The organism is Prosthecodimorpha hirschii (assembly GCF_001305515.1).
Classification (GTDB): Bacteria; Pseudomonadota; Alphaproteobacteria; order Rhizobiales; family Ancalomicrobiaceae; genus Prosthecodimorpha; species Prosthecodimorpha hirschii.
In genome coordinates, this window is sequence record NZ_LJYW01000001.1 from 4,483,642 (window position 1) to 4,508,397 (window position 24,756).

Sequence of the window (24,756 nt, forward strand, 5' to 3'; positions counted from 1 at the left end):
ACCCGCTGGTGCAGCCCGGGCAGACGCTGTTCGTGTCGGGCGGCGGGGCACCGCAGACGGTGGTGGCGACCGGCCCGGCGCTGGAGACGGTGACGGCGCTGTGCACCAGCGACCCGCGCCCGATCACGCCGGTGAAGACCGCCGGCGAGCCCTTCGCGGAAGCCGACAAGGCCGCCCTCGACCGCGACCTCGCCGTCGTCCCGACCAAACCCGCCCCCCAGCTCGGCCTCGCCCGCGTCACCATCCAGGTCACCCCGTGACCATGGTCGCCCGGTGACGACGGTCGCTCGGTGACCAAGGCCCGCGGTGACCGGCGATCCGGTCGCCGCGCGCCAGGGACGAGATGCCGGCCTTTCGCGCCCCTGACCCGGGGTGCGGGGCCGGACCCCTCCGGCCCCGATCCCGGGCCGGGGCCACAGGATCCAAGACCAAGCCGAGGCCGGTGACGGGCACGTCGCCGGCCTCGTTCCGCCGTTTCCGTCATCGCACGAACCTTGAGGTGGAGTATGTTTCGCGCCGTCTCCGTCCTTGCCGTCCTGCTGGCCACCGGCCTTCCGGTCGCCTCCGTCGCCGCCGCCGAATCGGAGGCCGCGCAGCTCTGCGACGCCCGAGCGGGGCGCACGGGCGACCCCGACCTGCCGGCCGGCACGCGCGGCCTGTTGATGGCCGACATGGACGGCGCGGCGGCGCTGGAGGCCTGTACCGAGGCGGTCCGCTCCGCGCCGGGCAACCGCCGGCTGATCCACCAGCTCGGCCGCGCCCACCACAAGCTCGGCCAGTTCGGCCCGGCGCTGGCCCATTTCCGGGTGGCCGGCGCCTTCGGCTCGGCGGCGGCGCTGACCTCGATCGGCTACATGGTCGAAAACGGCCAGGGCGTGGCCGCGAACCCGAAGCGGGCGCGCCAGCTCTATCGCCTGGCCGCCAAGCGCGGCGATGCGACCGCCTGGAACAATCTCGGCGTCATCTATCGCGACGGCGAGGGCGTCCGGCGCAGTGACCGCAAGGCGGCCCGCTTCTTCCGGAAGGGCGCCGCGCGGGGCTCGCCGCAGGCCATGAACAGCCTCGGCGCCCTGCTGGAGGAGGGCGGCAAGGGCGTCCGCCGCGACGCTCGCGCGGCGATCGCGCTCTATCGCCAGGCCGCCGAGCAGGGCGAGCCGGTCGCCATGCTCAACCTCGGCGACGCCTACACGTCCGGCACCGGCGGCCTCGCGATCGACCTCGCGGCCGCGCGCGCCTGGTACGAGAAGGCGGTGGCCGCCGGCGATGCCGAAGCGAAAGACCGTCTGGCCAAGCTCGACGCCGGCAAGTAGCCCGCCCCGGGAAAGCCGATCGCGCCGCCCCGGCGGCGGCGGCGATCGAGGTTCGCGGGTCCGTGACTTGCGGAACGGTGGCTTGCGCTGTCCGCCCATCCGCCCGAGCACCGGCGGCCCATCCGCCCGGGCACCGGCGGCGCGTCCGGGCGGTCAGCCGTCGGCCGCGCGCTCCAGCGCGGCGATGTCGATCTTGACCATCTCCATCATGGCCGCCATCGCGCGGGCGGCGCGGGCCGGATCGGGATCGGCGATCAGGCGCGGCAGCGCCGCCGGGATGATCTGCCAGGGCACGTCCCAGCGGTCGCGCAGCCAGCCGCATTGCTCCGGGCGGCCGCCGTCGGCCAGGAGCGCATCCCACAGGCGGTCGACCTCGGCCTGATCGGCACAATCGACATAGATCGAGACGGCGTTGCTGTAGGGCATCGCCATGCCGCCGTTGAGCGCCATGTGGCGCCGTCCGGCGAGCGTGAATTCGACCACCAGCACGGAGCCCGCGGCGCCCGACGGACCGTCGATCGGATTGCGGTGGATCGCGTCGATCTGCGAATCGGCGAAGAGCGAGACATAGAGGCGGGCCGCCGTCTCGGCGTCGCGCTCGTACCAGAGGCAGGTCGTGATCTTGCTCATGAGGGTCCTCCCGGGATGAAGCCTATCCGGTACCAAGGACGCCACGCAGCGCGGATTTCCGACACATCCCGACCAGATTTCGCCCGATCGGCATCCGGAACGGCCCCCATCGTGCCGATTCTCACGTGTCGGCGCCGTCGACGGCCATGCCGATGCTGTGCCTTTCGTCACACCGCCGGCGCTGTACACATTCTAGGGTGACGGACTGTTAAGGTTCGACCCGCCTGCGGGTTGCGCCCGGGCGCGGCCATTTTCGATCGCGCCATCGGCCGGCCCATCGATGGGCCGGCGAGCGGGTGCGGCCGGGAACGAGGTCCGGAAGGCGGACGGCGTCGGGACCGCGGATGCGGTCCGGGGGCCAGCGGCCGAGAGCGCGACGAGGGTCCGGCGCAAGCCGGGGGCCGCAAAGGACTGAGTAGGGACCGCCGATGGCTACGATCACGGGTGACTTCACGTCTCAGGTTCTCAACGGGACGGCCTCGGACGACCTGATCGAAGGCCTCGGCGGCAACGATACCCTGAACGGGCTCGGCGGCAGCGACACGCTCGACGGCGGCACCGGCTCCGATTCCATGGTCGGCAGCACCGGCGACGACACCTATGTGGTCGACGATGTCGGCGATGTCGTCGTGGAGTTGACCGGCGAGGGCACCGACACCGTCGAGAGCTCGATCGACTACACGCTCGGCAACTATGTCGAGAACCTGGTGCTGACCGGCTTCAACGGCATCGACGGCACCGGCAACACGCTCGACAATGCGATCACCGGCAACGGTGGCGGCAACAGCCTGTCGGGTGGCGACGGCAACGACACGCTGGACGGCGGCGCCGGCAACGACACGCTGGTCGGCGGCCTCGGCAACGACACCTTCGTGGTCGACACCCTCAGCGATTCCCTCGTCGAAAGCGCCGGCCAGGGCACCGACACGGTGCAGAGCTCGGTCACCTGGACGCTCGCGACGAATTTCGAAAACCTGACGCTCACCGGCTCGGGCAACATCAACGGCTTCGGCAACAGCGTCGGCAACGTCATCGCCGGCAACAGCGGCAACAACAGCATCGACGGCGGCACTGGCGCCGATACGATGTCGGGCGGCGCCGGCGACGATACCTTCGTGGTCGACGATATCGGCGACGTGGTCAGCGAGAATGCGAACGAGGGCACCGACACGGTGCAGAGCTCGATCGACTATACGCTGACCGCCAATGTCGAAAATCTCGTCCTGACCGGCATCGCCGACATCGACGGCACCGGCAACGGCCTCGCCAACACGATCACCGGCAATTCCGGCGCCAACAGCCTGGCGGGCGCCGGCGGCAACGACACCCTGATCGGCGACGGCGGCGTCGACACGCTCGACGGCGGCACCGGCGTCGACAGCATGGAAGGCGGCACCGGCGACGACCTCTATATCGTCGACGACACCAACGACCTGGCCGTCGAAACCGACGGGACCTCGACCGGCGGCGTCGATACGGTCGAGGCGTCGGCGTCCTACACGCTCGGGTCCTATATCGAGAAGCTGGTCCTGACCGGGACCGGCAATATCAGCGGCACCGGCAACGATCTCGACAACACGATCACCGGCAATTCCGGCAACAACACCATCGACGGCGGTACCGGTGTCGACACGATGTCGGGCGGCACCGGCGACGACACCTATTATGTCGATACCAATAGCGATGTCATCATCGAGGATTCGACCGCCAACGGCGGCACCGATACGGTCTATTCGGGCGACAGCTACACGCTCGGCGACTATCTCGAAAACCTGGTCCTGACCGGAACGCTGGCCTCGACCGGAACCGGCAACAGCCTCGACAACGACATCACCGGCAACGGCAGCGCCAACACGCTGATCGGCGCGGCCGGCGACGACACGCTGGACGGCGGCGCCGGCATCGACCGGCTCGACGGCGGCGACGGCAACGACACCTATTATGTCGACAGCGCCTCCGACGTGATCATCGAGGGGTCGGGCCTCGACAGCGGCACCGACACGGTCTACGCGGCGGTCAGCTACACGCTCGCCAGCAATCTGGAAAATCTGACGCTGACCGGCACGGCCACCAACGGCACCGGCAACGGCTCGGACAACATCATCAACGGCAACGGCCTCGCCAACAGCCTGTCTGGCGCCGATGGCGACGACACGCTGCTGGGCGGCGACGGCAACGATACGCTGGACGGCGGCTACGGCGGCGACAGCATGGACGGCGGCGCCGGCGACGACTTCTACTATGTCAGCAGCGCCGGCGACGTGATCTCGGATTCGAGCGGCACCGATACCGTGTCGAGCGTGGTCAGCTTCCAGCTCGGGACCGGCATCGAGAACCTGATCCTGACCGGCACCGCATCGCTGACCGGCCTCGGCAACGACCTCGCCAACACCATCACGGGCAATTCCGGCGCCAATTCCCTGTCCGGGGCGGGCGGCAACGACACCATTTGGGGTGGCGACGGATCCGACATCCTCGACGGCGGCACCGGCAACGACAGTCTGGTCGGCGGCATCGGCGACGACACCTATTATGTCGATAGCGTCTCCGACACGGTCGTCGAGAATGCCAGCGAGGGCACCGACACCGTCGTCGCCTCGTTCAGCTACGCGCTTTCCGCCAATCTGGAGAACCTCACCCTCACGGGAACCGGGGACTTCTCGGGCACCGGCAACGCGTCCAAGAACGTCATCACCGGCAATGACGGCGCCAACGCGCTGTCCGGCGACGACGGCAACGACACCCTCGACGGCGGCGCCGGCAACGACACGCTCAATGGCGGCACCGGCAACGATTCCATGTCCGGCGGCACCGGCGACGATGTCTATGTCGTCGATTCGACCTCCGACACCGTGACCGAGGCGTCCAACCAGGGCGGTACCGACACCGTCTTCACGACGGTCACCTACGAGACCGGCACCAATGTCGAGAACCTGACCCTGTTGGGCTCGGCGGCGATCAACGGTTTCGGCAACAGCCTTGCCAACACGATCATCGGCAATTCGGCCGCAAACTCGATCGACGGCGGCGGCGGCAACGACACGATCGACGGCGGCAACGGCAACAACACCATCGACGGCGGCACCGGCGCCGATTCCATGTCCGGCGGCACCGGCGACGACCTCTACTATGTCGACAATGTCGGCGACACGGTCACCGATTCCGGCGGCACCGACACGGTGATCAGCTCGGTCTCGTTCGTGGCCGGGATCGGTGTCGAGATCATCACGCTGACCGGCTCGTCGCAGATCAACGCCACCGGCAACGTCCTCGCCAACACCATCACGGGCAATACCGGCGCGAACTCGCTGTCCGGCGGCGACGGCGCCGATACGCTCGACGGCGGCAACGGCAACGACACGCTCGACGGCGGCACCGGCGACGACAGCATGGTCGGCGGCCTCGGCAACGACACCTATTTCGTCGACAGCCTGACCGACATCGTGGTCGAGGCGGCCGGCGGCGGCACCGACACGGTCTATACGACCGTCGATGTCGGCTCGATCGCCAATGTCGAGAACATCGTCCTGATCGGGACCGGCAATTTCAACCTGACCGGCGACGAGCTCGCCAACCGGCTGACCGGCAACGACGGCAACAACAGCCTCGCGGGCGCGGGCGGCAACGACACCCTGCTCGGCGGCGGCGGCAACGACACGCTCGACGGCGGCACCGGCAACGATTCCATGTCCGGCGGCATCGGCGACGACGTCTATGTCGTCGACAGCGCGCAGGATCTGGTGGTCGAGGACACCACCGCGCAGGGCGGCACGGACCGCGTCGAGGCCTCGATCGACTATGTCCTCGGCAGCTATGTCGAGAACCTGACCCTGACCGGGACCGCCGACCTGAAGGGCACCGGCAATTCGCTCGCAAACGTCCTGACCGGCAATTCGGGCGCCAATTCCCTGTCCGGTGCCGACGGCAACGACACGCTCAACGGCAATGGCGGCAACGATACGCTCGACGGCGGGACCGGCGCCGACAGCATGACGGGCGGCATCGGCGACGACACCTATGTGGTCGACAATGCCGGCGACGTGGTGGTGGAAGGCGCGGGCGGCGGCACCGATACCGTCAAGAGCGCGGTCGCCTACACGCTCGGCGCCCAGCTCGAGAATCTGGTCCTGACCGGCGGCTCCAACGTCAACGGCACCGGCAACGCGCTCGCCAACGTGATGACCGGCAACAGCGGCAACAACGCGCTCTCCGGCGGCGACGGCAGCGACACGATCGACGGCGGCGGCGGCAACGACACGCTCGACGGCGGCGTCGGTGCCGACAGCATGGCCGGCGGGGCCGGCAACGACACCTATATCGTCGACGACTTCGCCGACCAGATCGCCGAGAATGCCAGCGAGGGCACCGATACGGTCCAGGCCGGGCTGAGCTACACGCTCGCCGCCAACCTGGAAAACCTGGTCCTGACCGGGACCGGCAATTTCACCGGCACCGGCAACGATGCCGGCAACGTCATGACCGGCAATACCGGCAACAACGCGCTCGACGGCGGTCTCGGCAACGACACGATGTCGGGCGGCGCCGGCAACGACACGCTGACCGGCGGGACCGGCAACGACCTGATGAGCGGCGGGACCGGCAACGACTCCTATTTCGTCGATTCCCTCAGCGATGTGGTGACCGAGGATTCCACCGGTCAGGGCGGTACCGATACGGTCAACAGCTCGGTCTCCTGGACGCTCGGCAGCTATGTCGAGAATCTCGTGCTGACCGGCACGACGGCGATCAACGGCATCGGCAACGATCTCGCCAACGCGATCACCGGCAACGACGCGGACAATTCCCTGAATGGCGGGGCCGGCAACGACACCCTCACGGCCAATGGCGGCAACGACACGATCGACGGCGGCACCGGCGCCGACAGCATGGCCGGCGGCGCCGGCGACGATCGCTACGTGGTCGACAATGTCGGCGACACCGTCACCGAAGCGGCGGGCGGCGGCACCGACCTGGTGACCAGTTCGGTGACCTTCACGCTCGGCGCCAATGTCGAGAACCTGACGCTGGCGGGATCGGCCGCCATCAACGGCACGGGCAACGCGCTCGCCAACCTGCTGACCGGCAATTCGGGCGCGAACTCGCTTTCCGGCGGCGACGGCAACGATACGATCGTCGGCGGCACCGGCAACGACACGATGGTCGGCGGCACCGGCAACGACACCTACTATGTCGATGCGACCGGCGACGTGGTGACGGAGGCCTCCAATGCCGGCACCGACACCATCTATGCCTCGGTCGCCTACACGCTCGCCACCAATGTCGAGACCCTGATCCTGACCGGCAGCGGCGCGGTCAGCGGCACCGGCAATGCCAGCAACAACGCGCTGACCGGCAACGACAGCGCCAACAAGCTGTCCGGCCTCGCCGGCAACGACACGCTGACCGGCAATGGCGGCAACGACACGCTCGACGGCGGCACCGGCAACGACAGCATGGTCGGCGGCACCGGCGACGACACCTATGTGGTCGATGCCGGCGGCGACGTGGTCCAAGAGGGTGCCGATGCCGGCATCGACACGGTGCAGAGTTCGGTCGCCTATACGCTCGCGGCCAATGTCGAGAACCTGGTGCTGACCGGATCGTCGTCGATTTCGGCGACCGGCAACGGCTCCGACAACAATCTGACCGGCAACAGCGGCAAGAACACGCTGACCGGCGGCGCCGGCAACGACACGCTCGACGGCGGCACCGGCAACGACAGCCTGGTCGGCGGCACCGGCAACGACACCTATTACGTCGACAATTCCAAGGACAAGCTGACCGAGGATTCCACCCAGGCCGGCGGCACCGACACGGTGATCAGCACGGTCAGCTGGACGCTCGGCTCGCTGTTCGAGAACCTGACCCTGACCGGCTCCGGCAACCTGACCGGCACCGGCAACAATCTCGACAACGTCATCACCGGCAATACCGGCGCCAACACGCTGACCGGCGCCGACGGCAACGACACGCTGCTCGGCGGCGGCGGCACCGACAGTCTCGTCGGCGGCAACGGCAACGACAGCCTCGACGGCGGCGCCGGCAAGGACACCATGGTGGGCGGCGCCGGCGACGACAGCTATGTGGTCGATTCGACCACCGACGTGGTCACCGAGGCGGCGAACCAAGGCACCGACACGGTGCAGGCCTCGGTCACCTTCACGCTCGGCACCAATGTCGAAAACCTGATCCTGACCGGCACAGGCGCGATCAACGGCATCGGCAACACGGTCGCCAACGTCATCACCGGCAATGGCGGCAACAACTCGCTGTCGGGTGCCGCCGGCGACGACACGCTTTCGGGCGGCGGCGGCGCCGATACGCTCGACGGCGGCACCGGCAACGACAGCATGACCGGCGGGCTCGGCAACGACGTCTATGTGGTCGACGCGGTCGGCGACGTGGTGGTCGAGGATGCCGGCACGGGCACCGGCATCGACACCGTCAATGCGTCGGTGACCTACACGCTCGGCGACAATGTCGAGAACCTGATCCTGACCGGCACCGCCGCGATCAACGGCACCGGCAACGGCCTCGACAACGTGCTGACCGGCAATTCCGGCGCCAATCAGCTCGACGGCCAGGACGGCGACGACGTCCTCTCGGGCGCCGCCGGCAACGACACGCTGACCGGCGGGCTCGGCAACGACGAACTCGACGGCGGCACCGGCACCGACAGCATGGCGGGCGGCGACGGCGACGACCATTATGTGGTCGATGCGACCGGCGACGTGGTCACCGAACTGGCCGGCGAAGGCATCGACTCGGTCGAGTCCACCGTCAGCTACACGCTCTCGGCCAATGTCGAGACCCTGTCGCTCGAAGGCACGGCCGCGATCAACGGCACCGGCAACGCGCTCGACAACACCCTCACGGGCAATTCCGGCGCCAACGTGCTGACCGGCCTCGACGGCCATGACCAGCTCTACGGCGAGGACGGCAACGACACGCTCGACGGCGGCGCCGGCAACGACATGCTGGAGGGCGGCCTCGGCGTCGACAGCCTGTCGGGCGGCGACGGCGACGATGTCTATGTGGTCGACAATGTCGGCGACGTGGTTTCCGAGACCGGGACCGGCACCGACGAGGTGCGCAGCTCGGTCGACTTCACGCTCAGCGCCAATGTCGAAAACCTGACCCTCATCGGCGTGCAGGCGATCGACGGCACCGGCAACGGGCTCGACAACACCATCCTCGGCAACACGGCCGCCAACAGCCTGTCGGGCGGCGGCGGCAACGACACGCTGTCGGGCGGTCTCGGCGACGACAGTCTGACGGGCGGCACCGGCGACGACACCTTCGTGTTCATCGAGGGCGGCGGGACCGATCAGATCTCCGACTTCACGGTCGGCGAGGACATGATCGACCTGTCGGCCTACGGCACCGACTATGCCAGCCTGACCTTCGTCGACCAGGGGGCCGACACGCTGGTGCAGATGCCGAACGGCGACACGGTCCTGCTGGTCGGCGTCGCCGATCCGAACGATCTGCAGGCCGGGTCGTTCCTGTTCTGACGGCGACGCACGACGGGCGGCGGCCCTCGCGCCCGCCGCCCGATGGCGCGAGACGCCGTCCAGCAGACGGCAGCCGGGGCCGGCCGGCCCCGCCGTCCGCCGTTCCTGCCGCCCGCCGATGGGCTTCTCTAAGCTGTTGAATCGATGCGGCTCCGAACGGGGGCCGGCTTCCGCTCGATCGCGAAAGGCTCTAGTCTCGCGCCCCCAACCGAACGTGAGATCCGTCCATGAGCCGCCTCGTCTTCGTCCTCAACGGCCCGAACCTGAACCTGCTCGGCAAGCGCCAGCCGCATATCTACGGCTATGAGACGCTCGCCGATATCGAGGCCGAATGCCGGCGCGTCGGGGCGGAGCTGGGTCTGGACATCCGTTTCCACCAGTCCAATGCCGAACACCAGATCATCGACTGGATCCACGAGGCGCGCGAGACCGCCGCCGGCATCGTGATCAATCCGGCCGCCTATACGCACACCTCGGTCGCCATCCTGGACGCCCTGTCGACCTGCGAATTCCCGATCATCGAGGTGCATATCTCCAACGTGCACAAGCGGGAATCCTTCCGCCACCATTCCTATGTCTCGCTCGTCGCCTCCGGGGTGATCGCCGGTTTCGGCACCCAGGGCTATCCGCTCGCCCTGCAGCGGCTGGCGAAGCTCACCGCCGACAAGGCGTGATCGCGGCGGGTTCGAGCTGCGGCGGAAGCGATCCGTCCGTTGAGAATGCCTTCACCCGAATCGGGTGAGGCTCGGCGGACGAGCCGGAGCCGGGACGAGCATGGCGGACAATTCCTTTCGAGCGGAGCGCAATGCACGGTCGCGCGCGCGGCTGGAGCGCAGCCTGCCGGAGCTGTTCCCGCCGGCCGTGCTCGCCTTCGCGATGGCGCGCCCCTTCGTGCCGCCGACGCCGCGCCTGATCATGGAGACGTACTGGCGTCACCATCCGCTGCGCGCCGACGCGCTCGCCCGCGCGCTGGCGCGCCGGTCCGGCACGCCCGAGGGCTGGCGCTGGGACCTGCCGGACGCGACCGGCTTCCGCCTGCCGCCGGCGCCCTGGCGCGCGGAGGTGATGGCGGGCGAGCCGGGGCGCTGCTGCGTCTGCGGCCAGCCGGTGTTCCGGCTCGGCTGGCACCGCGATCTCTGGCAGGACGGCCGTCCCAACCGCACCGCCCGCTGGCATTCCGCCTGCGTCGCCGCCTGGAAGCTCTGGACCCAGCCGGTCACCGGGCTGGCCGCGCTCAAGAAGCGCCAGAGCCGGCGCTGCGCCCTGACGGGCAAGCGGCTCCTGAAGACGGCCGAGGTCGACCACCGCGTACCGCTGTTCCAGGTCTGGCGCGACCACCGCGATCTGCCCTGGCCGAACCTGCTCGGCTTCTGGGGCACCCCCAACCTCCAGGTCGTCAATCGCACCGCCCATGTCGACAAATCCAGCCGGGAAGCCGGCGAACGCGCCGCCCGCCGCGCCGTGCTGGCCTTCGCCGCGGAGGACCTGCGGTCCGATTGCTCCGAAGCCAGGTTTGTGACCGAAGGCGGGGTGTTGGAGCCCTCGCTGCCGTCGGACTTCCGATAAACCGTTCTGAAAATTGATGATCTTGACGCTGCTCGCCTGCGAGTGGGCCCCGGATCGGCGGCCCTACGGGCCTTGTCCGGGGAAGCGGGCCGGGGGATCGATGGGCCTGCGGGCCTTGTCGGGGGATGCGGCCGGGAGATCGATGGGCTTGCGGGCCTTGTCCGGGTGGTCGGTTGAGAGATCGATGGGGCCCCCGGATCCGGGAAGGGATGCACCATCTCGCATCGCATTCCCGGCCGGAGCGCAAGCGGAGAGCCGGGACCTACTCTGCTGGAAACTTGTCACAAGCCCTTGTCTATCATCGCAATCTTGCCGCCGCGCGCAAGCGAGTAGGCCCCGGATCGGCGGCCCTTCGGGCCTTGTCCGGGGATGCGGCCGGGGGATCGGCGGGTTTGCGGTCCTTGTCCGGGGATGCGGCCGGGAGATCGGCGGGCTTGCGGGCCTTGTCCGGGGATGCGGGCCGGGGGATCGATGGGCTTGCGGGCCTTGTCCGGGGGGTCGGTTGAGGGATCGATGGCGCCCCCGGATCCGGGAAGGGATGCACCATCTCGCATCGCATTCCCGGCCGGAGCGCAAGCGGAGAGCCGGGACCTACTCTGCTGGACGGAACTAGTCACAAGCCCTTGTCTATCATCGCAATCTTGCCGCCGCGCGCAAGCGAGTAGGCCCCGGATCGGCGGCCCTTCGGGCCTTGTCCGGGGGATGCGACCCGCGAGATTGCAGCGGGTCCCCCGGATCCGGGAAGGCGCGCGCGATGGATTTGGGGACAGATACGCAATCCCCCAACGCATGTGTGGATGGCTGCCGTTTGGCAAGGTGTATTTTCGAGGTTTGCGCAGGTTGGTCGGGTGCAGGCATGTGTACGGCCTTGACGTTGTGGTCCTTGGGACCACGGCCCAGATGAAGTCCGCTGATCCGGTCCCGAACATTCCCATGCTCTCGAAGGAGCGATGCGTGCGGCGGGTTTTCCGGATTGCGGGTCGACCGCGTGCTTTCACCTCTTCGGTTCACCCTCGCCAATCGTTGCCGCCCCTTGCGGGTCGGGTCTGCGTGGCGGCCGGTTCGTGTCAGGCTGCCCCGGCCGCCGCCTCCAGGCGCCGGGGGTCGAAGGGCTCACCCCGCGCCATCACCACCCAGGCGATGCGCGCCAGCTTGTTGGCGAGCGCGATCGCGACCACCTTCGGCGGGCGGCGCGCCAGCAGCGCTCGGACCCAGCGCCCCAGGGCGCTGTCCGATGTCTTCAGGCTTCTGATGAGCGAGGTCGCGCCGAGCATCAGGAGCCGGCGCAGGAGCGCGTCGCCTGCCTTGGTGATCCTGCCGAGCCGGGTCCTGCCGCCGGTCGAATCCTGGCGCGGCGTCAGTCCCACCCAGGCGGCGAGGTCGCGGCCGTTGCGGAACAGGCCGGGATCGACGACCCTGACGGCCAGCGCGGTCGCAGTCATCAGCCCGATGCCGGGGATCTCCGCCAGCCGCCGGCTGACCTCGTTGCCGCGATGCCAGGCCTTCAGCTCCGCCTCCAGGCCGGCGATCTCCTCGTCCAGCCGGTGGATGCCGCCGAGCAGCGCCCGCAGGCTCGAGCGCGCGATCTCCGGCAGCGCATCGGCCGGCGTCTCCTCCACCAGCGCCGCCAGAACCGGCAGCTTCTCGATCCCCTTGGCCGCGATCAGCCCGAACTCGGCGAGATGACCGCGCAAGGCGTTGACCTGCATCGTCCGCATCTTCACCATCAGCTGGCGCGTGCCGTGCAGCATCCCGACCGCCTGGGCCTCGGCCGACTTGACCGGAACGAAGCGCATGCTCGCCCGCCCGCCCGCCTCGCAGATCGCCTCCGCGTCGATGGCGTCGTTCTTGTTGCGCTTGACGTAGGGCTTCACATAGGCCGCCGGCACCAGTCGGACCTCGTGACCGAGCGCCGCGATCCGGCGTGCCCAGTGGTGAGCCGAACCGCAGGCCTCCATCACCACCAGGCATGGCGGCAGCTGCGCCAGGAACCCGATGAACTGCGCCCGCTTCACCTGCCGCCGCAGCAGCGCCCGATCCGCCGCGTCGACACCGTGCATCTGGAAAACCAGCTTGGCCAAGTCGACCCCAATTCTGATAATCTCGCTCATGGATGGCTCCTATCCATCGTGTCCGTTGCAAGACACACTCTGGCACTCAGATGCCGCAGGAGGGAGCCATCCACATCAACATTCCCGGCCGAAGCGAAGCGCAGAGCCGGGACCTACTTTGCTGGAAGCAAGTAGCAAGATCTTGTTTTTGCTTGCAATCTTGACGCCGCTCGCAGGCGAGTAGGCCCCGGATCGGCGGCCCTACGGGCCTTGTCCGGGGATGCGAGCCGGGGAGATCTGCGGCCCTCCGGGAGTTTGGGGCACTCCCTCGAGACAACAGTCCCCCGCCAATCGCCGGCGCCAGCGATCACGCCGCCAGGGCGAGACCGTCGCGGGCGGTGGCGAGGAGTTCGAAGGAACGGCGGCGGGCGGCGTGGTCGAAGATCTGGCCGGTGGCGATGATCTCGTCGGCCTGGGTTTCCGCGACGATCGCGGCTAGGCGCTGGCGCACGCGGTCCGGGCCGCCGACGACCGAATAGGCGAGCCACTGGTCGAGCGCATGCCGTTCCATCGGGGTCAGACGCTCCGTAAAGGTGGGGTCCGGCGCCGGCAGGCGGCCGGGCATGCCGCGGCGCAGGTTGAGCACGGCCTGCTGCTGCGACGTGAACAGGAGTTCGGCCGCGGCATCGGTTTCCGCCGCCACCGCGCCGATCGCCACGATGGCATGCGGCTGCGGCCAGCGCTCGGACGGCTCGTAGCGGGTGCGATAGATGTGTAGCGCCTCGTGCAACTGGGCCGGGGCGAAATGCGATGCGAAGGCGAAAGGCAGCCCGAGCATGGCGGCAAGCTGTGCGCCGAACAGGCTCGACCCGAGGATGAAGACCGGCACGCGCAGGCCTTCGCCCGGAACGGCGCGCAGCTTCTGGCCCGGCTGGGCCGGCTCGAACAGGCGGATCAGCTCGATCACGTCCTGCGGGAAATGCTCGGCGGCGGCGTGCAGATCGCGGCGCATCGCCTGGGCGGTCAGCTGATCGGTGCCGGGGGCGCGGCCGAGGCCGAGATCGATCCGGTTCGGAAACAGGCTCGCCAGCGTGCCGAACTGCTCGGCGATGACCAGCGGCGAATGGTTCGGCAGCATGATGCCGCCCGAGCCGACCCGGATCGTGCGGGTCGCGGCGGCGACCCGGCCGATCACGACGGCGGTCGCCGCGCTGGCGATGCCGGCCATGTTGTGGTGCTCGGCGAGCCAGTAGCGGTGATAGCCGAGCTGTTCGGCCAGAATGGCCAGATCGACCGTATTGGCGAGTGCCGTCGCCGCGTCGGCGCCTTCGGGAACGGGAGAGAGATCGAGCACCGAGAGAGGGAGCATCGGGCCTGCCTTGTCGCTGAGGGTCGAAGCGATCGAACCGCGCATTCGGAGGGGCCGCGGACCGCACGGCCATCCGTGCCGTGCGGTCCGCGGACGATCCCGATCATATAGGGGGCGCGGCCGGGCTTGCGACCGGCGTCCGGCGGGGGGCTGCCCGGCGCTCCGGTCGCTACCGCGCCGCGCCGGCGACGAGGTCGCGGCCGATATCCCGGAAGGCGATGCGCGAGGCCGGGTCGGCGTAGAACATGTGCCCGCCGGCGAGAACGCGCAGCTGCAGGCGGTCGCCGACGCCCGGCACCGCGATCTGGTCCATGGCGAAGCGCGAGGCCATGTAGGGCGTGACCAGGTCGGCCGAGCCATGCACGACGACCGTGCCGAGCGTCGGGTCGGCGGCCAGCATCTCGGCCAGCGCGCCGGAGGATTGCGGCGGCGACAGCGAGCGGCCCCATTCCCAGGCCCGGTTGACCCCGTTCGAGAGCACCTCGTAGCGGCGCTTCGGCGCCCAGTCGAGCTTGCCGGCATAGAGTTCGCGCGCGGCCGACGTGAACGGGGCCTTGAGGGCGTCGAGCACCGGATCGAGCGCGCCGTGACTCTCGCCGAACGGATTCGGGTCGAGGCCGACCGCGGCGGCATCGTAGGGGCTGGCGAAGCGGCCACCGCGCCGGTCGACATGGTTGAGGAAGACGTTCAGCGGCAGGCGCCCGCCATATTGGGCGACCAGCGCACGGTCGAGCCCGGTCCAGGCGGCGACGCGGTCCACGATCCGCCCGCGCGCGGCCTCGTCGCGGGGGCCGCGGGCCAGATCGGCGAGGTGTTCGCTGGCCGCGATCCGTTCGATCTCCGCGATCGGCGGGCCGGCGAGGGCGGGATCGAGCCGGCGCGCGGCGGCGACCATCGACGGCAGCAGCGCGGCCTCGGCCTGGATGTTGCGGCTGTCGCGCAGGCGGAAGTCGAGCACCGGCGAGACCAGGACGAGGCCCTTCAGGCCGACGCCGTGGTCGGTCGCCAGCGCCCGGGCGAGGAGGGGGCCGCGGAAGCCGCCATAGCTTTCGCCGACAAAGACCTTCGGCGACAGCTCGCGGCGATTGTCCTCCGTCCAGCGGCGGATGATCGCGGCCAGGAAATCGATGTCGCCGTCGACCGAATAGGCGCGCCGGCGGATGTCGTCGCCGCTGCCGACGAGGCGGCTGTAGCCGGTGCCGGGCGGGTCGATGAAGACCAGATCCGTGAAGGCGAGCCAGCCCTCCGCATTGTCGACCAGACGCGGCGGCGTCGAGGGCGGCACGGCGGCACCGTCGAGCACCAGCCGCCAGGGACCGAGCGCGCCGAACTGGAGCCAGGCCGAAGACGCGCCGGGGCCGCCATTGACCACGAAGGCGACCGGCCGGCGCGCCGGATCGGCGCCGTCGAGGCGGTAGCTGGTCAGCACGAAATCGGCGATCGGCGTGCCGCCGTCGTCGTAGAGCCGGGTGGCGCCGGCGGTGGCCGTGAAGGCGAGTTCGCCGTCGGGCAGTTTCAGCCGGTGGCGGGTGACGCTCGGCGGCGGCAGTTCGGACGGATTGTCGGGGGCGGGGCGGACGGCCGCCCGTGCCGGCGGCGCGGCGGCGTCGGATTGGGCGAAGGCCCCCGGGGCGGCCGGGACGGCGAGGATCGATGCGGCGAGAAGCAGGGCGGCAAGGCTATGGCGCATCGGGAACCTCCGGTCTGTCCCGATTCTGCCCGGCCGATTGCGGCCCGACCGAGGCGGTCGGCTCGACGGAGCGGCTTGGGAGGCCGGCCGCCGATCCCGAAATCGTGATCGTAAGCCGGCTTAGAGGATCGAAAGCCGGATCATCGCGGCGATTTCTGCTCGGCCAGATGGTGCAGGACGATGCCGCTGGTGGTGGCGACGTTGAGGCTGTCGAAGCCGCCGGCCATCGGAATGCGGATGCCGCGGCAGCGGGCGATGGTGGCCGCCGGCAGGCCGGGGCCTTCGGTGCCGAACAGCAGGGCGGCGCGCGGCAGGTCGGGCAGATCGGCGAGCGTTTCGGCGCCGGAGGGCGTCAGGGCGACGGGTTCCAGCCCGGCGGCGCGGACGAGCTCGACGGGATCGCGGCCGACTTCGAGGCGCGCGAAAGGCACCACCAGCGCGCCGCCGACCGAGACCCGGATCGCCTTGCGATAGAGCGGATCGCAGGAGGCGTGGTCGATCAGCACCGCATCGGCGCCGAAGGCGGCGGCGTTGCGCAGGATGCCGCCCATATTGTCGTGATTGGCGATGCCGACCAGCACCAGGACCCGGGCGCGCGTCGTCGAAAGCCGCGCCAGGAGGTCGTTCGGCGTCGGCGTCTCCACCCGCCGGCCGAGCGCCAGGATGCCGCGATGCAGCGGGAAGCCGACGATCCGGTCGATGACGGTGCGCGGGGCGACATGGACCGGAACGTCCTCGGCAAGCGCGTCGAGGAGCGGCGCCAAAGCCGCGACGCGGCTGTCGAGCAGGAGAAGCGTCGTCGGCCGGCACAGCGGCGACCGGGCCAGGACATTGAGCACCACCTCGCCTTCGGCGACGAACAGATGGTCGCGGCGGACGAGGTCGCGCTCGCGGATGTCGCGGAAGGCGGCGATGCGCGGATCGTCCGGGTCGTCGATCGGAATCAGAGGCGGCACGGAGTCTCCACGGTCGCTGCGTCAGGCTGGCATGGAGCTTACGGGACGCGTCGGCGCCGTGACAGGGCCGCGAGCGGAGTATGACGTTGGGTCCGGTTCGTCATCATGTCGAGGACCCGTCACGGTGCCCGGACCGGTTAGCCCCCGCCACCGGTCCGGCACCTCCCCCTTCGAGCCGGGCGCCCTGCCGGCGCGTCTGGCCGCAGGCCGACGGCACCGACCGGCATCCGCCGCCGGTGCGGGCCGGTCGCCATTAGGGCAGCAGCGCGATCAGCGAGGCGGTCAGTTCGGCGCCGAGCACGAACAGGGCCGATGTCCAGAAGATCGCCAGCACGGCGAGCACCAGACCGGCGATGACCGCGAGCCCGTCGCGCACGATCAGGCCGAGCGCGACCGCCATCAGGGCCAGGGCCGGCATGAAATTGCCGAGCGGGATCGGCAGCGAGATGGTCGCCCCCATCAACAGCACCGGCACGGCGAGCAGGCTGCGGGCGCCGAAGCCGGTCAGCCGCGGCCAGCGGCGCGGTTTCAGGAAGGCCTCCGCCCAGGCGAGCTTAGGGATGATGCGCAGTAGCATGCTCTTCAGCGGCGCCGCAGGGATGCGGCGGCGGCGCATGAAGCCGGGCAGCCAGAGCCGCCGGGCGCCGATGAGGAGCTGCAGGGCGACGAATCCGATCACAATGCCGAGCACCATTCCGACCGGGCCGGGAATGGGGATCAGCACGATGATGGTCAGGATCAGCAGGAAGAAGCCGAAGCCGGCATGGCCGAGCCGATCGACCAGTTCGCCGAGCTCGACCGTCTCGGCATCGAGGCTTTCGGCCAGGGCGTTCAGGCGGCGCGAGGCCGGCAGGGCGGAGAGATCGGGCTGGGAGGGGTGCGCACCGTTGTGGTCCGTCATCAGTGCACGACAATCCCATTCTTCCGCTTGCCGGTCTCAGCCGGTCCGCGGCCCCGTCGGCGAGAACGCCGCATCTTCCGGCGTCGCCGCCCGGCCATTGGCGTGGCGCCACAGCCGTGGACGGGCACCGCGCGCTCCGGCGTGGCCCCTTGCCGCCTCGCTGGTCCCTAGATCGTGTCCGGGCCGCGAAAATCAAGGGATGGCGGCGGCGCCGAAGCCGGCCGGCCTGGACCAGACCGGGTGACCGGCGGCGCCCCGGTGCGGCGACCCCTCGTCGGCGTCGGCGATTGCGCGACGCCCGGGCTTGCCCGAATGTCGGGTCGGTCTCGCCCGGCCGGGAGGCGCCGTTGCTTTATATCGCATTGAAGTTCCTGCATGTCATCGGCGCCTGCGTGCTGCTCGGAACCGGGGCCGGCATCGCCTTCTTCATGGTCGCGGCGCACCGCACCGGCGATGTCGCGACGATCGCCGGGGTGGCCCGGATCGTCGTGATCGCCGATTTCCTGTTTACGGCGACCGCCGTGGTCGTACAGCCGCTGACCGGCCTCGGCCTGGTGCACATGCTCGGCCTGTCGCCCGGCGACGGCTGGATCGCGCTGGCGCTGCTGCTCTATCTGGTCACCGGCGCCTTCTGGCTGCCGGTGGTGGTCATGCAGATGAGGATGCGCGATCTGGCGGCCGCGGCCCTGCGCACCGGTCAGGCCTTGCCGCCGCTCTATCACCGCCTGTTCGCCTGGTGGTTCGCCTTCGGCTTCCCGGCCTTCGCGGCCGTGATGGCGATCGTGGCACTGATGATCGCACGGCCGGCGATCCCGGGCTGGGACTGACGCCCGTTTCCGGTTTGGAGGAGACCCCTCAGGCCCGTTCGGGCTTGCGGCGGGGCGTGCGGGGCAGCGCCTTGGGTGCGGGCGGCGGCGGGGCGATGCCGGCACGCGGCTCGGCGCGGTCCGGATACCAGCGCCGGAAATCCTCGGCGTAGCGGGTGCGCGCGATCTCGATCAGCGCCGGATCGGCAAACAGCAGCGGCACGTCGGAACGGTCGCGGCGCCGGATGTTGGACTGCGGCAGCGGGTCGAGCCGGATGCCGCTGCGCGCATGGGCCTCGGCGACGACCACGTCCCAGTCCTCGGCCAGCCGCTCGTAGCGGCCGACGAAGTCCGGGACCACGCGCCCGCCCTCGACCAGCATCGCGGCCTGGGCGCGGACATGCAGGTCGGCGCGCCGGTCCGCCACGGTGGCGGCATGGCGGAGAAAGGCGGCGAAATCCATTCCGGCCGCAAAGCCGTTGGCGGCCAGCGCCGGCAGCACGGTGCGCGGCCGGTCGATCATGTCGCACCAGCAGGAGACCAGCCGGTCGAACGGATCGCGGACGAAGGAGAAGACGAAGACATCCGGATGGCGCGCCTTCAGTTCGGCCGCGCTCAGGATCGCGGCATCCTCCGTCCCGGTCTGCCAGAAGGCATCCGTGTTGGGCGGCATCTCGCGACCCTCCGGCGTGCGCCGGACATGGCGGGCGAGCAGCGTCCGGATCGAGGTGTTGGCGACCTTCGGGATCCGGCCATAGGCAAGCCCGAGCTTCGGCACGACGACGAAATGGCGCTCGGTGCGCGGTCCCAGTCCGACCCTTTCGGCGAGGCGCTGCATCCAGGTCACGATGGCCTCTTTCCCTCAACACTGACTAGACCGGCAACCGACAGGGCCGGCCGCACGGCACCCGGACCGGCAGCGAAACTTTCAGATCCGGCCGCCGGCGGCAAGCCGGCCCGCCGGTCCGGCGTGAACGCGGTGGGTTGGCGCGGCAAAGCCTTCTCATCGCGGATACGATGGATTAAGCAGGGGCATGACCCAGGATATCGATCGTCTTGATGCCATCGTGGCGATGGCCCCCGTCATTCCGGTCCTGCTCTTCGACGATCCGGAGAGCGCCGTCGAGATCGGCCGCGCGCTGGTCCGCGGTGGCCTGCCGGTGCTCGAAATCACCCTTCGCACGCCGGCCGCCCTGGATTGCCTGACGGCCTGCAAGGCGATCGAGGGCGCCGTGGTCGGCGCCGGCACGGTGCTCGACATCGACCAGCTGACCGCCGCGGTCGCCTGCGGGGCGGAGTTCCTGGTTTCGCCCGGCGCCTCGCCGAAGCTGATCCATGCCGCGGAGGGCTCGCCGGTGCCGCTGCTGCCCGGCGTCGCGACGGCCGGCGAGGCGATGACGCTCGCCGAGCACGGCTACCGCCGGATGAAGTTCTTCCCGGCCGAGCCGGCCGGCGGTGCCGAATACCTGAAGGCGCTGGCCTCGCCGCTGCCGCATCTGCGCTTCTGCCCGACCGGCGGCATCACGCTCGAAAAGGCGCCGAAATATCTCGCCCTGCCCAACGTGATGTGCGTCGGCGGCTCCTGGGTCGTCCCGGCCGATGCGGTCAAGGCGCGCGACTGGGCGCGGATCGAGACGCTGGCGCGGGAGGCGGCTGCACTGGCGCGCCTCTGAGCGGATCTCCGGCTGCGGCCCATCCCGGCTTTCGCATCAGTCCCGTCTTGCAGATGACGGTGGCAATCCCCACAGTCCTCCCGTGTTCAGGGAGGACTTTGCCATGTTCGATGCCCGGAAGCTTCTCGATCAGCTGGTCGGCCCGCAGGGCGGCGCCCTCGCGGACGATCTCCTGACCAAGGGCCGCGATCTGCTCGGCCAGGGCACCGAGACGGTGGCCGGCCAGGCCAGCCAGATCTTCGGCCAGGACACCGTCGACAAGGCGCGCGACTATGTCACCCGCAACGCCGAACAGCTCGGCATCGGCGCGGCGGCCGGCGGTCTCCTCGGCGTCCTGTTCGGCACAGAGACCGGCCGCAAGGTCGGCGGCACGGCGCTGCAGGCGGGCGCCCTGGCGGCGATCGGCGGCCTCGCCTGGAAGGCCTATTCGAACTGGCAGGCAAGCAAGGGGGCGGGGGCGCCCGCCGAAGCCGGCCCGCCGGCCGTCGAGCATCCCGAGGGCGAACAGGGTCTGGCGGCGACGCTGATCGTCGCCATGATCAATGCCGCCAAGGCCGACGGCGTGGTCGATCCGAAGGAATACCAGACCATCCTCGGCAAGGCTGCGGCCGCCGGTCTCGATCCGGAAGCCAACAGCTTCCTGGAGGCCGAACTCTCCAGCCCGGTCGACATCGAGAAGGTGGTCGCCGCCGCGACCTCGCCGCAGGTGGCGACCCAGATCTACGCGGCTTCCACGCTGGCCATCACGCCGGACCGCAATTCGGAGAAGGCCTATCTGGCCGAACTGGCCAGCCGGCTCGGGCTGGAGCCCGGCCTCGTGGCGGAAATCGAGGCCCGGGTCGCGGCCGCCCGCGCCGCGGGCTGAGGCGGACAACGGAGCCGGCCCGATCGCCCACGCAAGCCCGATCGCCCACGCAGGCCCGATCTCCGGCGTGGGCTTGATCGCCGCCTTTGGCCCGATCGCCCATGCAGGCCAGTTCCCCGGCGCTGGCCGGTCCGATGCGGCCGTTCAGAGCCGCTCGATCAGGTCGTTGACCGCGTCGCGCCAAATCTCCGCATCGGGGCCTTCGTTCCAGAGCTCGGCCAGTTCCGAACCCTCGGCGAGGGTCCGCGCGGCGGCCTTGCGGGCCTTGGCGAGCAGTGCCGGCGGCGCCGTACCCGCCTCCGCGAGCCAGCCGGCGAGGTCCTCGGGAACCTCGCTGCCGTCGCCGCGTCCGGCCATCAGCGCCAGGATCGCACCGGCGGCCAGACCGGCCTCGGCCTCCGACGCGTCGAGATCGTCGGTCGCCGCCAGGATCCGGTCGATCGCCGCTTCGAGGCGGGCGAGGCCGCCGCCGTCGGCGACCTCCGCGATCAGATCGAGCGCCGAATCGTTTTCAAATGCGTGAGGTCCCCAGGTGCCCATCCGATCCCCCCGTTCAGGCGCGATGGGACCAGACTAGCGGATGCGGCTGCAGATCATGTGACGGCGCAACCACGGCGTGGCGGGCGCGACAATCGGCGGGGCGGCGGTGCGCCGGGATGCGTCAGGCCGGCCGCCACAGGCGGGCGGGGTCGAAGCGGTGCACGTCGGTCAGGAGCTCGACCATGGTGCGGGCGGCATGATCGAGCGAGGCCTCGCCCTTGGCGGCGGTCGCGATCGAGGCGTCGCCGACCGTGCCGTCCGGGTTGAGATCCTGCGCCTTCCAGCCGAACTGGCTCAGGCCGTGGGCACGCAGATGCTTGAATTCCTGCTCGAAATTCTCCTGGTTCGAGCGGAAGTCGCGCGCCTCGGCCATCTTCACGAGGTCGGGCCGGAGCGCGAGCATGATCGAGGTCTCGATCTCGCCGCCATGGATGCCGAAGCGGCGGTCCTTCTCGCCATAGAGCCCGTCCGGCTGGCCGAAGCGCGACCAGGCGGTGCCGACGACCAGCATGTCGTGACGCACCCGCAATTCGCGCGCGACGATGTCGATGATCGGCACGTTGCCGCCGTGGCTGTTGATGATCACCAGCTTGCGAACGCCGGCGCGGGCGACGCTGTCGCCGATCTCCAGCCAGGCCTTGGTGACCGTCTCCCATGTGAAGGTCAGCGTGCCGGGCGAGGAGATGTGCTCGTTCGACTTGCCGATCGCCTGGGTCGGCAGGAACAGCACCGGCAGGTCGGCCGGCAGGATCGCGAGCGTGCGCGCGACATGCCCCTCGTTGATCACCATGTCGGTCGCCACGGGCAGGTGCGGCCCGTGCTGCTCGATCGCCGCCACCGGCAGGACGGCGATCCAATCGGCCACGTCGGGGGTGCGGAAGTCGAAGCTGGTCAGTTCGTGCCAGTAGCGCTTGGGGGGCATGCTCAGAGCCTTTCGAGGAATGCGCGGGCAGCGGCGCCGTGCTGGGCGCGCAGTTCGGCGATGTCGAGATGGAGCGGCAGGCCGTCGACGACGCGCCATGCGCCGGCGACCATGACGCGGTCGGCGCGGTGCGCGCCGCACAGGACGAGGGCGGCGATCGGATCGCCGGCGCCGGAGAAGCGCAGCTCGTCGAGCGTGAAGAGCGCGAGATCGGCCTGCAGGCCGGGCGCGATGCGGCCGATATCGGTCCTGCCGAGGCAGCGCGCGGAGCCCTCCGTCGCCCAGCGCAGGGCGTCGGTGTGGCTGAGCGTCGCGTCATAGGCGAGGCGGCCGATCATCAGCGCGTGACGCACGCCCTCCATCAGGTTGGAATTGTCGTTGGAGGCCGAGCCGTCGACGCCAAGCCCGACCGGCACGCCGGCCGCCTCCAACTCGCGCGTCCGGCACATGCCGGAGGCGAGCACCATGTTGGAGGTCGGGCAGTGGCAGACGCCGACGCCGTGCCGGCCGAGCCGGCCGACCTCCTCGTCGTTGAAATGGATGCCGTGCGCCAGCCAGACGCGGTCGTTGAGCCAGCCGACCTCCTCGAGATAGTCGACCGGCCGGCACTGGAAGTTGGCCAGGCAATACTGGTCCTCGTCGCGGGTTTCGCCGAGATGGGTGTGCAGCCGGCAGCCGTGCCGCTCGGCAAGCTTCGCCGTCTCGACCATCAGCCGCTTGGTGACGTTGAACGGCGCGCAGGGCGCGAAGGCGACCTGCAGCATGGCACCCTCGGTGGCATCGTGATAGCGGCCGGCGACGCGCTCGCAATCGGCCAGGATGGTGTCGACATCCTGCGTCGCCTCGGCGACCGCGTTGCCGCCATCCTCGACCGACATGTTGAGCGAGCCCCGCGTCAGCGTCATGCGCATGCCGGCCGCCGTGGCCTCCTCGGCCTGGATGTCCATCGCCGACTCAAGCCCCGGCGGGAACAGATACTGGTGGTCGGAAACCGTGGTGCAGCCGGACATCAGGAGTTCGGTCAGGGCCAGCCGCGTCGCGAGGCGCAGATTGTCCGGCTTGACGTGGCGCGCCCAGATCGGGAACAGCGCCGCCAGCCAGGGGAACAGTTCCTTGTTGATCGCCTCCGGATGGGCGCGGGTCAGGGTCTGGAACATGTGGTGGTGGGTGTTGACCAGACCCGGAACGATCACATGCCGGCCGGCATCATAGACCGCATCGACCGGCATTGCCGGCTCGCGACCGCGCCCGACCAATTCCACGATGCGGCGCCCCTCGACCACCAGGCCGCGTTCGGCGCCGTCGGCAAGGACGGCGATCGGGTCTTTCAGCCAGAGACGCATGTCAACTCCGCAAGGATGCCGGTCGCTACAGGACGTCGGCATAGAAGGTGGCGAGAGGGAACGAAAGATCGAGCGATGCCAGCGGCACGACGGTGTCCGGTCCGATCAGCGCGATCTCGCGCCAATCCGCACCGCCGGTCTCGCGCGCATAGAGCAGTGCGGCAGAGTCGTCGGGATCGAGCAGCAGAATGGCCCTGAGGGTCGGCAGAGCCTTGTATTCGATCACCTTGAACTGCGTGTCGAGCTTCCGCGTCGAGTCCGACAGCACCTCGATGACCAGGACCGGACCGGTCGCCAGGAGATCGTTCGGATCCCGGGGGCCGCAATCGACCGTCACGTCCGGCCGGCGGATGGTGTGGCTGCCCGTCCGCACGCCGATATCGTCGGTATGCGGCCGGCAGGGACCGCCGCGCAACGCCTGCCGCAGCGCGACGAGGGTATTGACGACCACGTCATCGTGGTTCCTGCGCGCGCCGGTCATCGCCCGCGGTGAGCCGTCGACCAGTTCGTAGCGCAGGCCGTCGCCCGGCTCCCAGGCCAGGAAGTCCTCCACACTCATGCGACGGATCTCGGGTTCGGCCATCGGCGGCTCCCTGGCGTCAGTTGCGCTTACGCCGGGA

The 24,756-nt window shown here is 69.8% G+C and carries 19 protein-coding genes; 8 read left to right on the forward strand and 11 right to left on the reverse strand.

Translation table 11 applies throughout. From position 1 onward, the window contains the following. The coding region (locus tag ABB55_RS19720; protein ID WP_054360333.1) for a hypothetical protein at nucleotides 1-260 on the forward strand (260 nt) is incomplete at its 5' end. Nucleotides 261-506: 246 nt separating this feature from the next. Further along, complete coding sequence (locus tag ABB55_RS19725) at nucleotides 507-1,310, forward strand: tetratricopeptide repeat protein (RefSeq protein ID WP_054360334.1); 804 nt, start codon at nucleotides 507-509, stop codon at nucleotides 1,308-1,310. A 153-nt stretch (nucleotides 1,311-1,463) separates the two neighbouring features. Here ABB55_RS19725 and ABB55_RS19730 read toward each other — a convergent pair whose 3' ends face one another. Then, nucleotides 1,464-1,940, reverse strand: coding sequence for a VOC family protein (locus ABB55_RS19730; RefSeq protein WP_054360335.1), 477 nt, complete (start codon nucleotides 1,938-1,940; stop codon nucleotides 1,464-1,466). A gap of 428 nt (nucleotides 1,941-2,368) precedes the next feature. On the opposite strand from ABB55_RS19730, the gene ABB55_RS29895 reads away from it, so the two are divergent. The 3 genes from ABB55_RS29895 to ABB55_RS19745 all read left to right on the forward strand — a co-directional run bounded on the left by ABB55_RS29895 (nucleotide 2,369) and on the right by ABB55_RS19745 (nucleotide 11,020). Then, nucleotides 2,369-9,454, forward strand: coding sequence for a calcium-binding protein (locus tag ABB55_RS29895; RefSeq protein WP_054360336.1), 7,086 nt, complete (start codon nucleotides 2,369-2,371; stop codon nucleotides 9,452-9,454). Between the two features lie 227 nt (nucleotides 9,455-9,681). Next, nucleotides 9,682-10,128: a type II 3-dehydroquinate dehydratase gene (gene aroQ / locus ABB55_RS19740; protein WP_054360337.1), complete on the forward strand. Its 447-nt coding sequence runs from the start codon at nucleotides 9,682-9,684 to the stop codon at nucleotides 10,126-10,128. A 100-nt stretch (nucleotides 10,129-10,228) separates the two neighbouring features. Continuing rightward, nucleotides 10,229-11,020, forward strand: coding sequence for a hypothetical protein (locus ABB55_RS19745; RefSeq protein WP_244472079.1), 792 nt, complete (start codon nucleotides 10,229-10,231; stop codon nucleotides 11,018-11,020). A gap of 1,067 nt (nucleotides 11,021-12,087) precedes the next feature. On the opposite strand, the gene ABB55_RS19750 is transcribed toward ABB55_RS19745, so the two are convergent. From ABB55_RS19750 to ABB55_RS19770, 5 genes are all read right to left on the reverse strand, one after another. Beyond that, nucleotides 12,088-13,131: an IS110 family RNA-guided transposase gene (locus ABB55_RS19750; RefSeq protein WP_054360338.1), complete on the reverse strand. Its 1,044-nt coding sequence runs from the start codon at nucleotides 13,129-13,131 to the stop codon at nucleotides 12,088-12,090. Between the two features lie 307 nt (nucleotides 13,132-13,438). Next, nucleotides 13,439-14,440, reverse strand: coding sequence for an LLM class flavin-dependent oxidoreductase (locus ABB55_RS19755; RefSeq protein WP_054362185.1), 1,002 nt, complete (start codon nucleotides 14,438-14,440; stop codon nucleotides 13,439-13,441). Between the two features lie 169 nt (nucleotides 14,441-14,609). Further along, nucleotides 14,610-16,130 (reverse strand): S10 family peptidase, encoded by a 1,521-nt coding sequence (locus tag ABB55_RS19760; RefSeq protein WP_054360339.1) that lies wholly within the window; start codon nucleotides 16,128-16,130, stop codon nucleotides 14,610-14,612. Between the two features lie 140 nt (nucleotides 16,131-16,270). Next, the gene (locus ABB55_RS19765; protein WP_054360340.1) at nucleotides 16,271-17,086 is read right to left on the reverse strand and encodes a TrmH family RNA methyltransferase; all 816 of its coding nucleotides are present in this window, start codon (nucleotides 17,084-17,086) and stop codon (nucleotides 16,271-16,273) included. Nucleotides 17,087-17,339: 253 nt separating this feature from the next. Beyond that, a complete protein-coding gene (locus tag ABB55_RS19770; RefSeq protein WP_054360341.1) occupies nucleotides 17,340-17,987 on the reverse strand; it encodes an exopolysaccharide biosynthesis protein in 648 nt (215 codons plus the stop codon). Nucleotides 17,988-18,334: 347 nt separating this feature from the next. Between ABB55_RS19770 and ABB55_RS19775 the strand changes: the two genes are divergently transcribed. Next, nucleotides 18,335-18,814: a DUF2269 family protein gene (locus tag ABB55_RS19775; RefSeq protein WP_054360342.1), complete on the forward strand. Its 480-nt coding sequence runs from the start codon at nucleotides 18,335-18,337 to the stop codon at nucleotides 18,812-18,814. Nucleotides 18,815-18,842: 28 nt separating this feature from the next. Here ABB55_RS19775 and ABB55_RS19780 read toward each other — a convergent pair whose 3' ends face one another. Continuing rightward, complete coding sequence (locus ABB55_RS19780) at nucleotides 18,843-19,631, reverse strand: sulfotransferase family protein (protein WP_244472188.1); 789 nt, start codon at nucleotides 19,629-19,631, stop codon at nucleotides 18,843-18,845. 196 nt (nucleotides 19,632-19,827) lie between these two features. Between ABB55_RS19780 and eda the strand changes: the two genes are divergently transcribed. Then, nucleotides 19,828-20,466: a bifunctional 4-hydroxy-2-oxoglutarate aldolase/2-dehydro-3-deoxy-phosphogluconate aldolase gene (gene eda / locus ABB55_RS19785; protein ID WP_054360344.1), complete on the forward strand. Its 639-nt coding sequence runs from the start codon at nucleotides 19,828-19,830 to the stop codon at nucleotides 20,464-20,466. A gap of 103 nt (nucleotides 20,467-20,569) precedes the next feature. Further along, on the forward strand, nucleotides 20,570-21,331 hold the full coding sequence (locus ABB55_RS19790) for a tellurite resistance TerB family protein (RefSeq protein ID WP_054360345.1): 762 nt from the start codon (nucleotides 20,570-20,572) through the stop codon (nucleotides 21,329-21,331). A gap of 144 nt (nucleotides 21,332-21,475) precedes the next feature. Here the strand turns inward: ABB55_RS19790 and ABB55_RS19795 are convergent, their stop codons facing one another. The 4 genes from ABB55_RS19795 to ABB55_RS19810 all read right to left on the reverse strand — a co-directional run bounded on the left by ABB55_RS19795 (nucleotide 21,476) and on the right by ABB55_RS19810 (nucleotide 24,719). Then, complete coding sequence (locus ABB55_RS19795) at nucleotides 21,476-21,871, reverse strand: DUF4259 domain-containing protein (protein WP_054360346.1); 396 nt, start codon at nucleotides 21,869-21,871, stop codon at nucleotides 21,476-21,478. A 121-nt stretch (nucleotides 21,872-21,992) separates the two neighbouring features. Further along, entirely contained in the window at nucleotides 21,993-22,793 is an 801-nt protein-coding gene (locus tag ABB55_RS19800; RefSeq protein WP_054360347.1) for a creatininase family protein, read from the reverse strand. Between the two features lie 2 nt (nucleotides 22,794-22,795). Beyond that, a complete protein-coding gene (locus ABB55_RS19805) occupies nucleotides 22,796-24,136 on the reverse strand; it encodes an 8-oxoguanine deaminase (protein WP_054360348.1) in 1,341 nt (446 codons plus the stop codon). A 25-nt stretch (nucleotides 24,137-24,161) separates the two neighbouring features. Then, the gene (locus tag ABB55_RS19810; protein ID WP_054360349.1) at nucleotides 24,162-24,719 is read right to left on the reverse strand and encodes a Uma2 family endonuclease; all 558 of its coding nucleotides are present in this window, start codon (nucleotides 24,717-24,719) and stop codon (nucleotides 24,162-24,164) included. Nucleotides 24,720-24,756 lie beyond the last annotated feature (37 nt).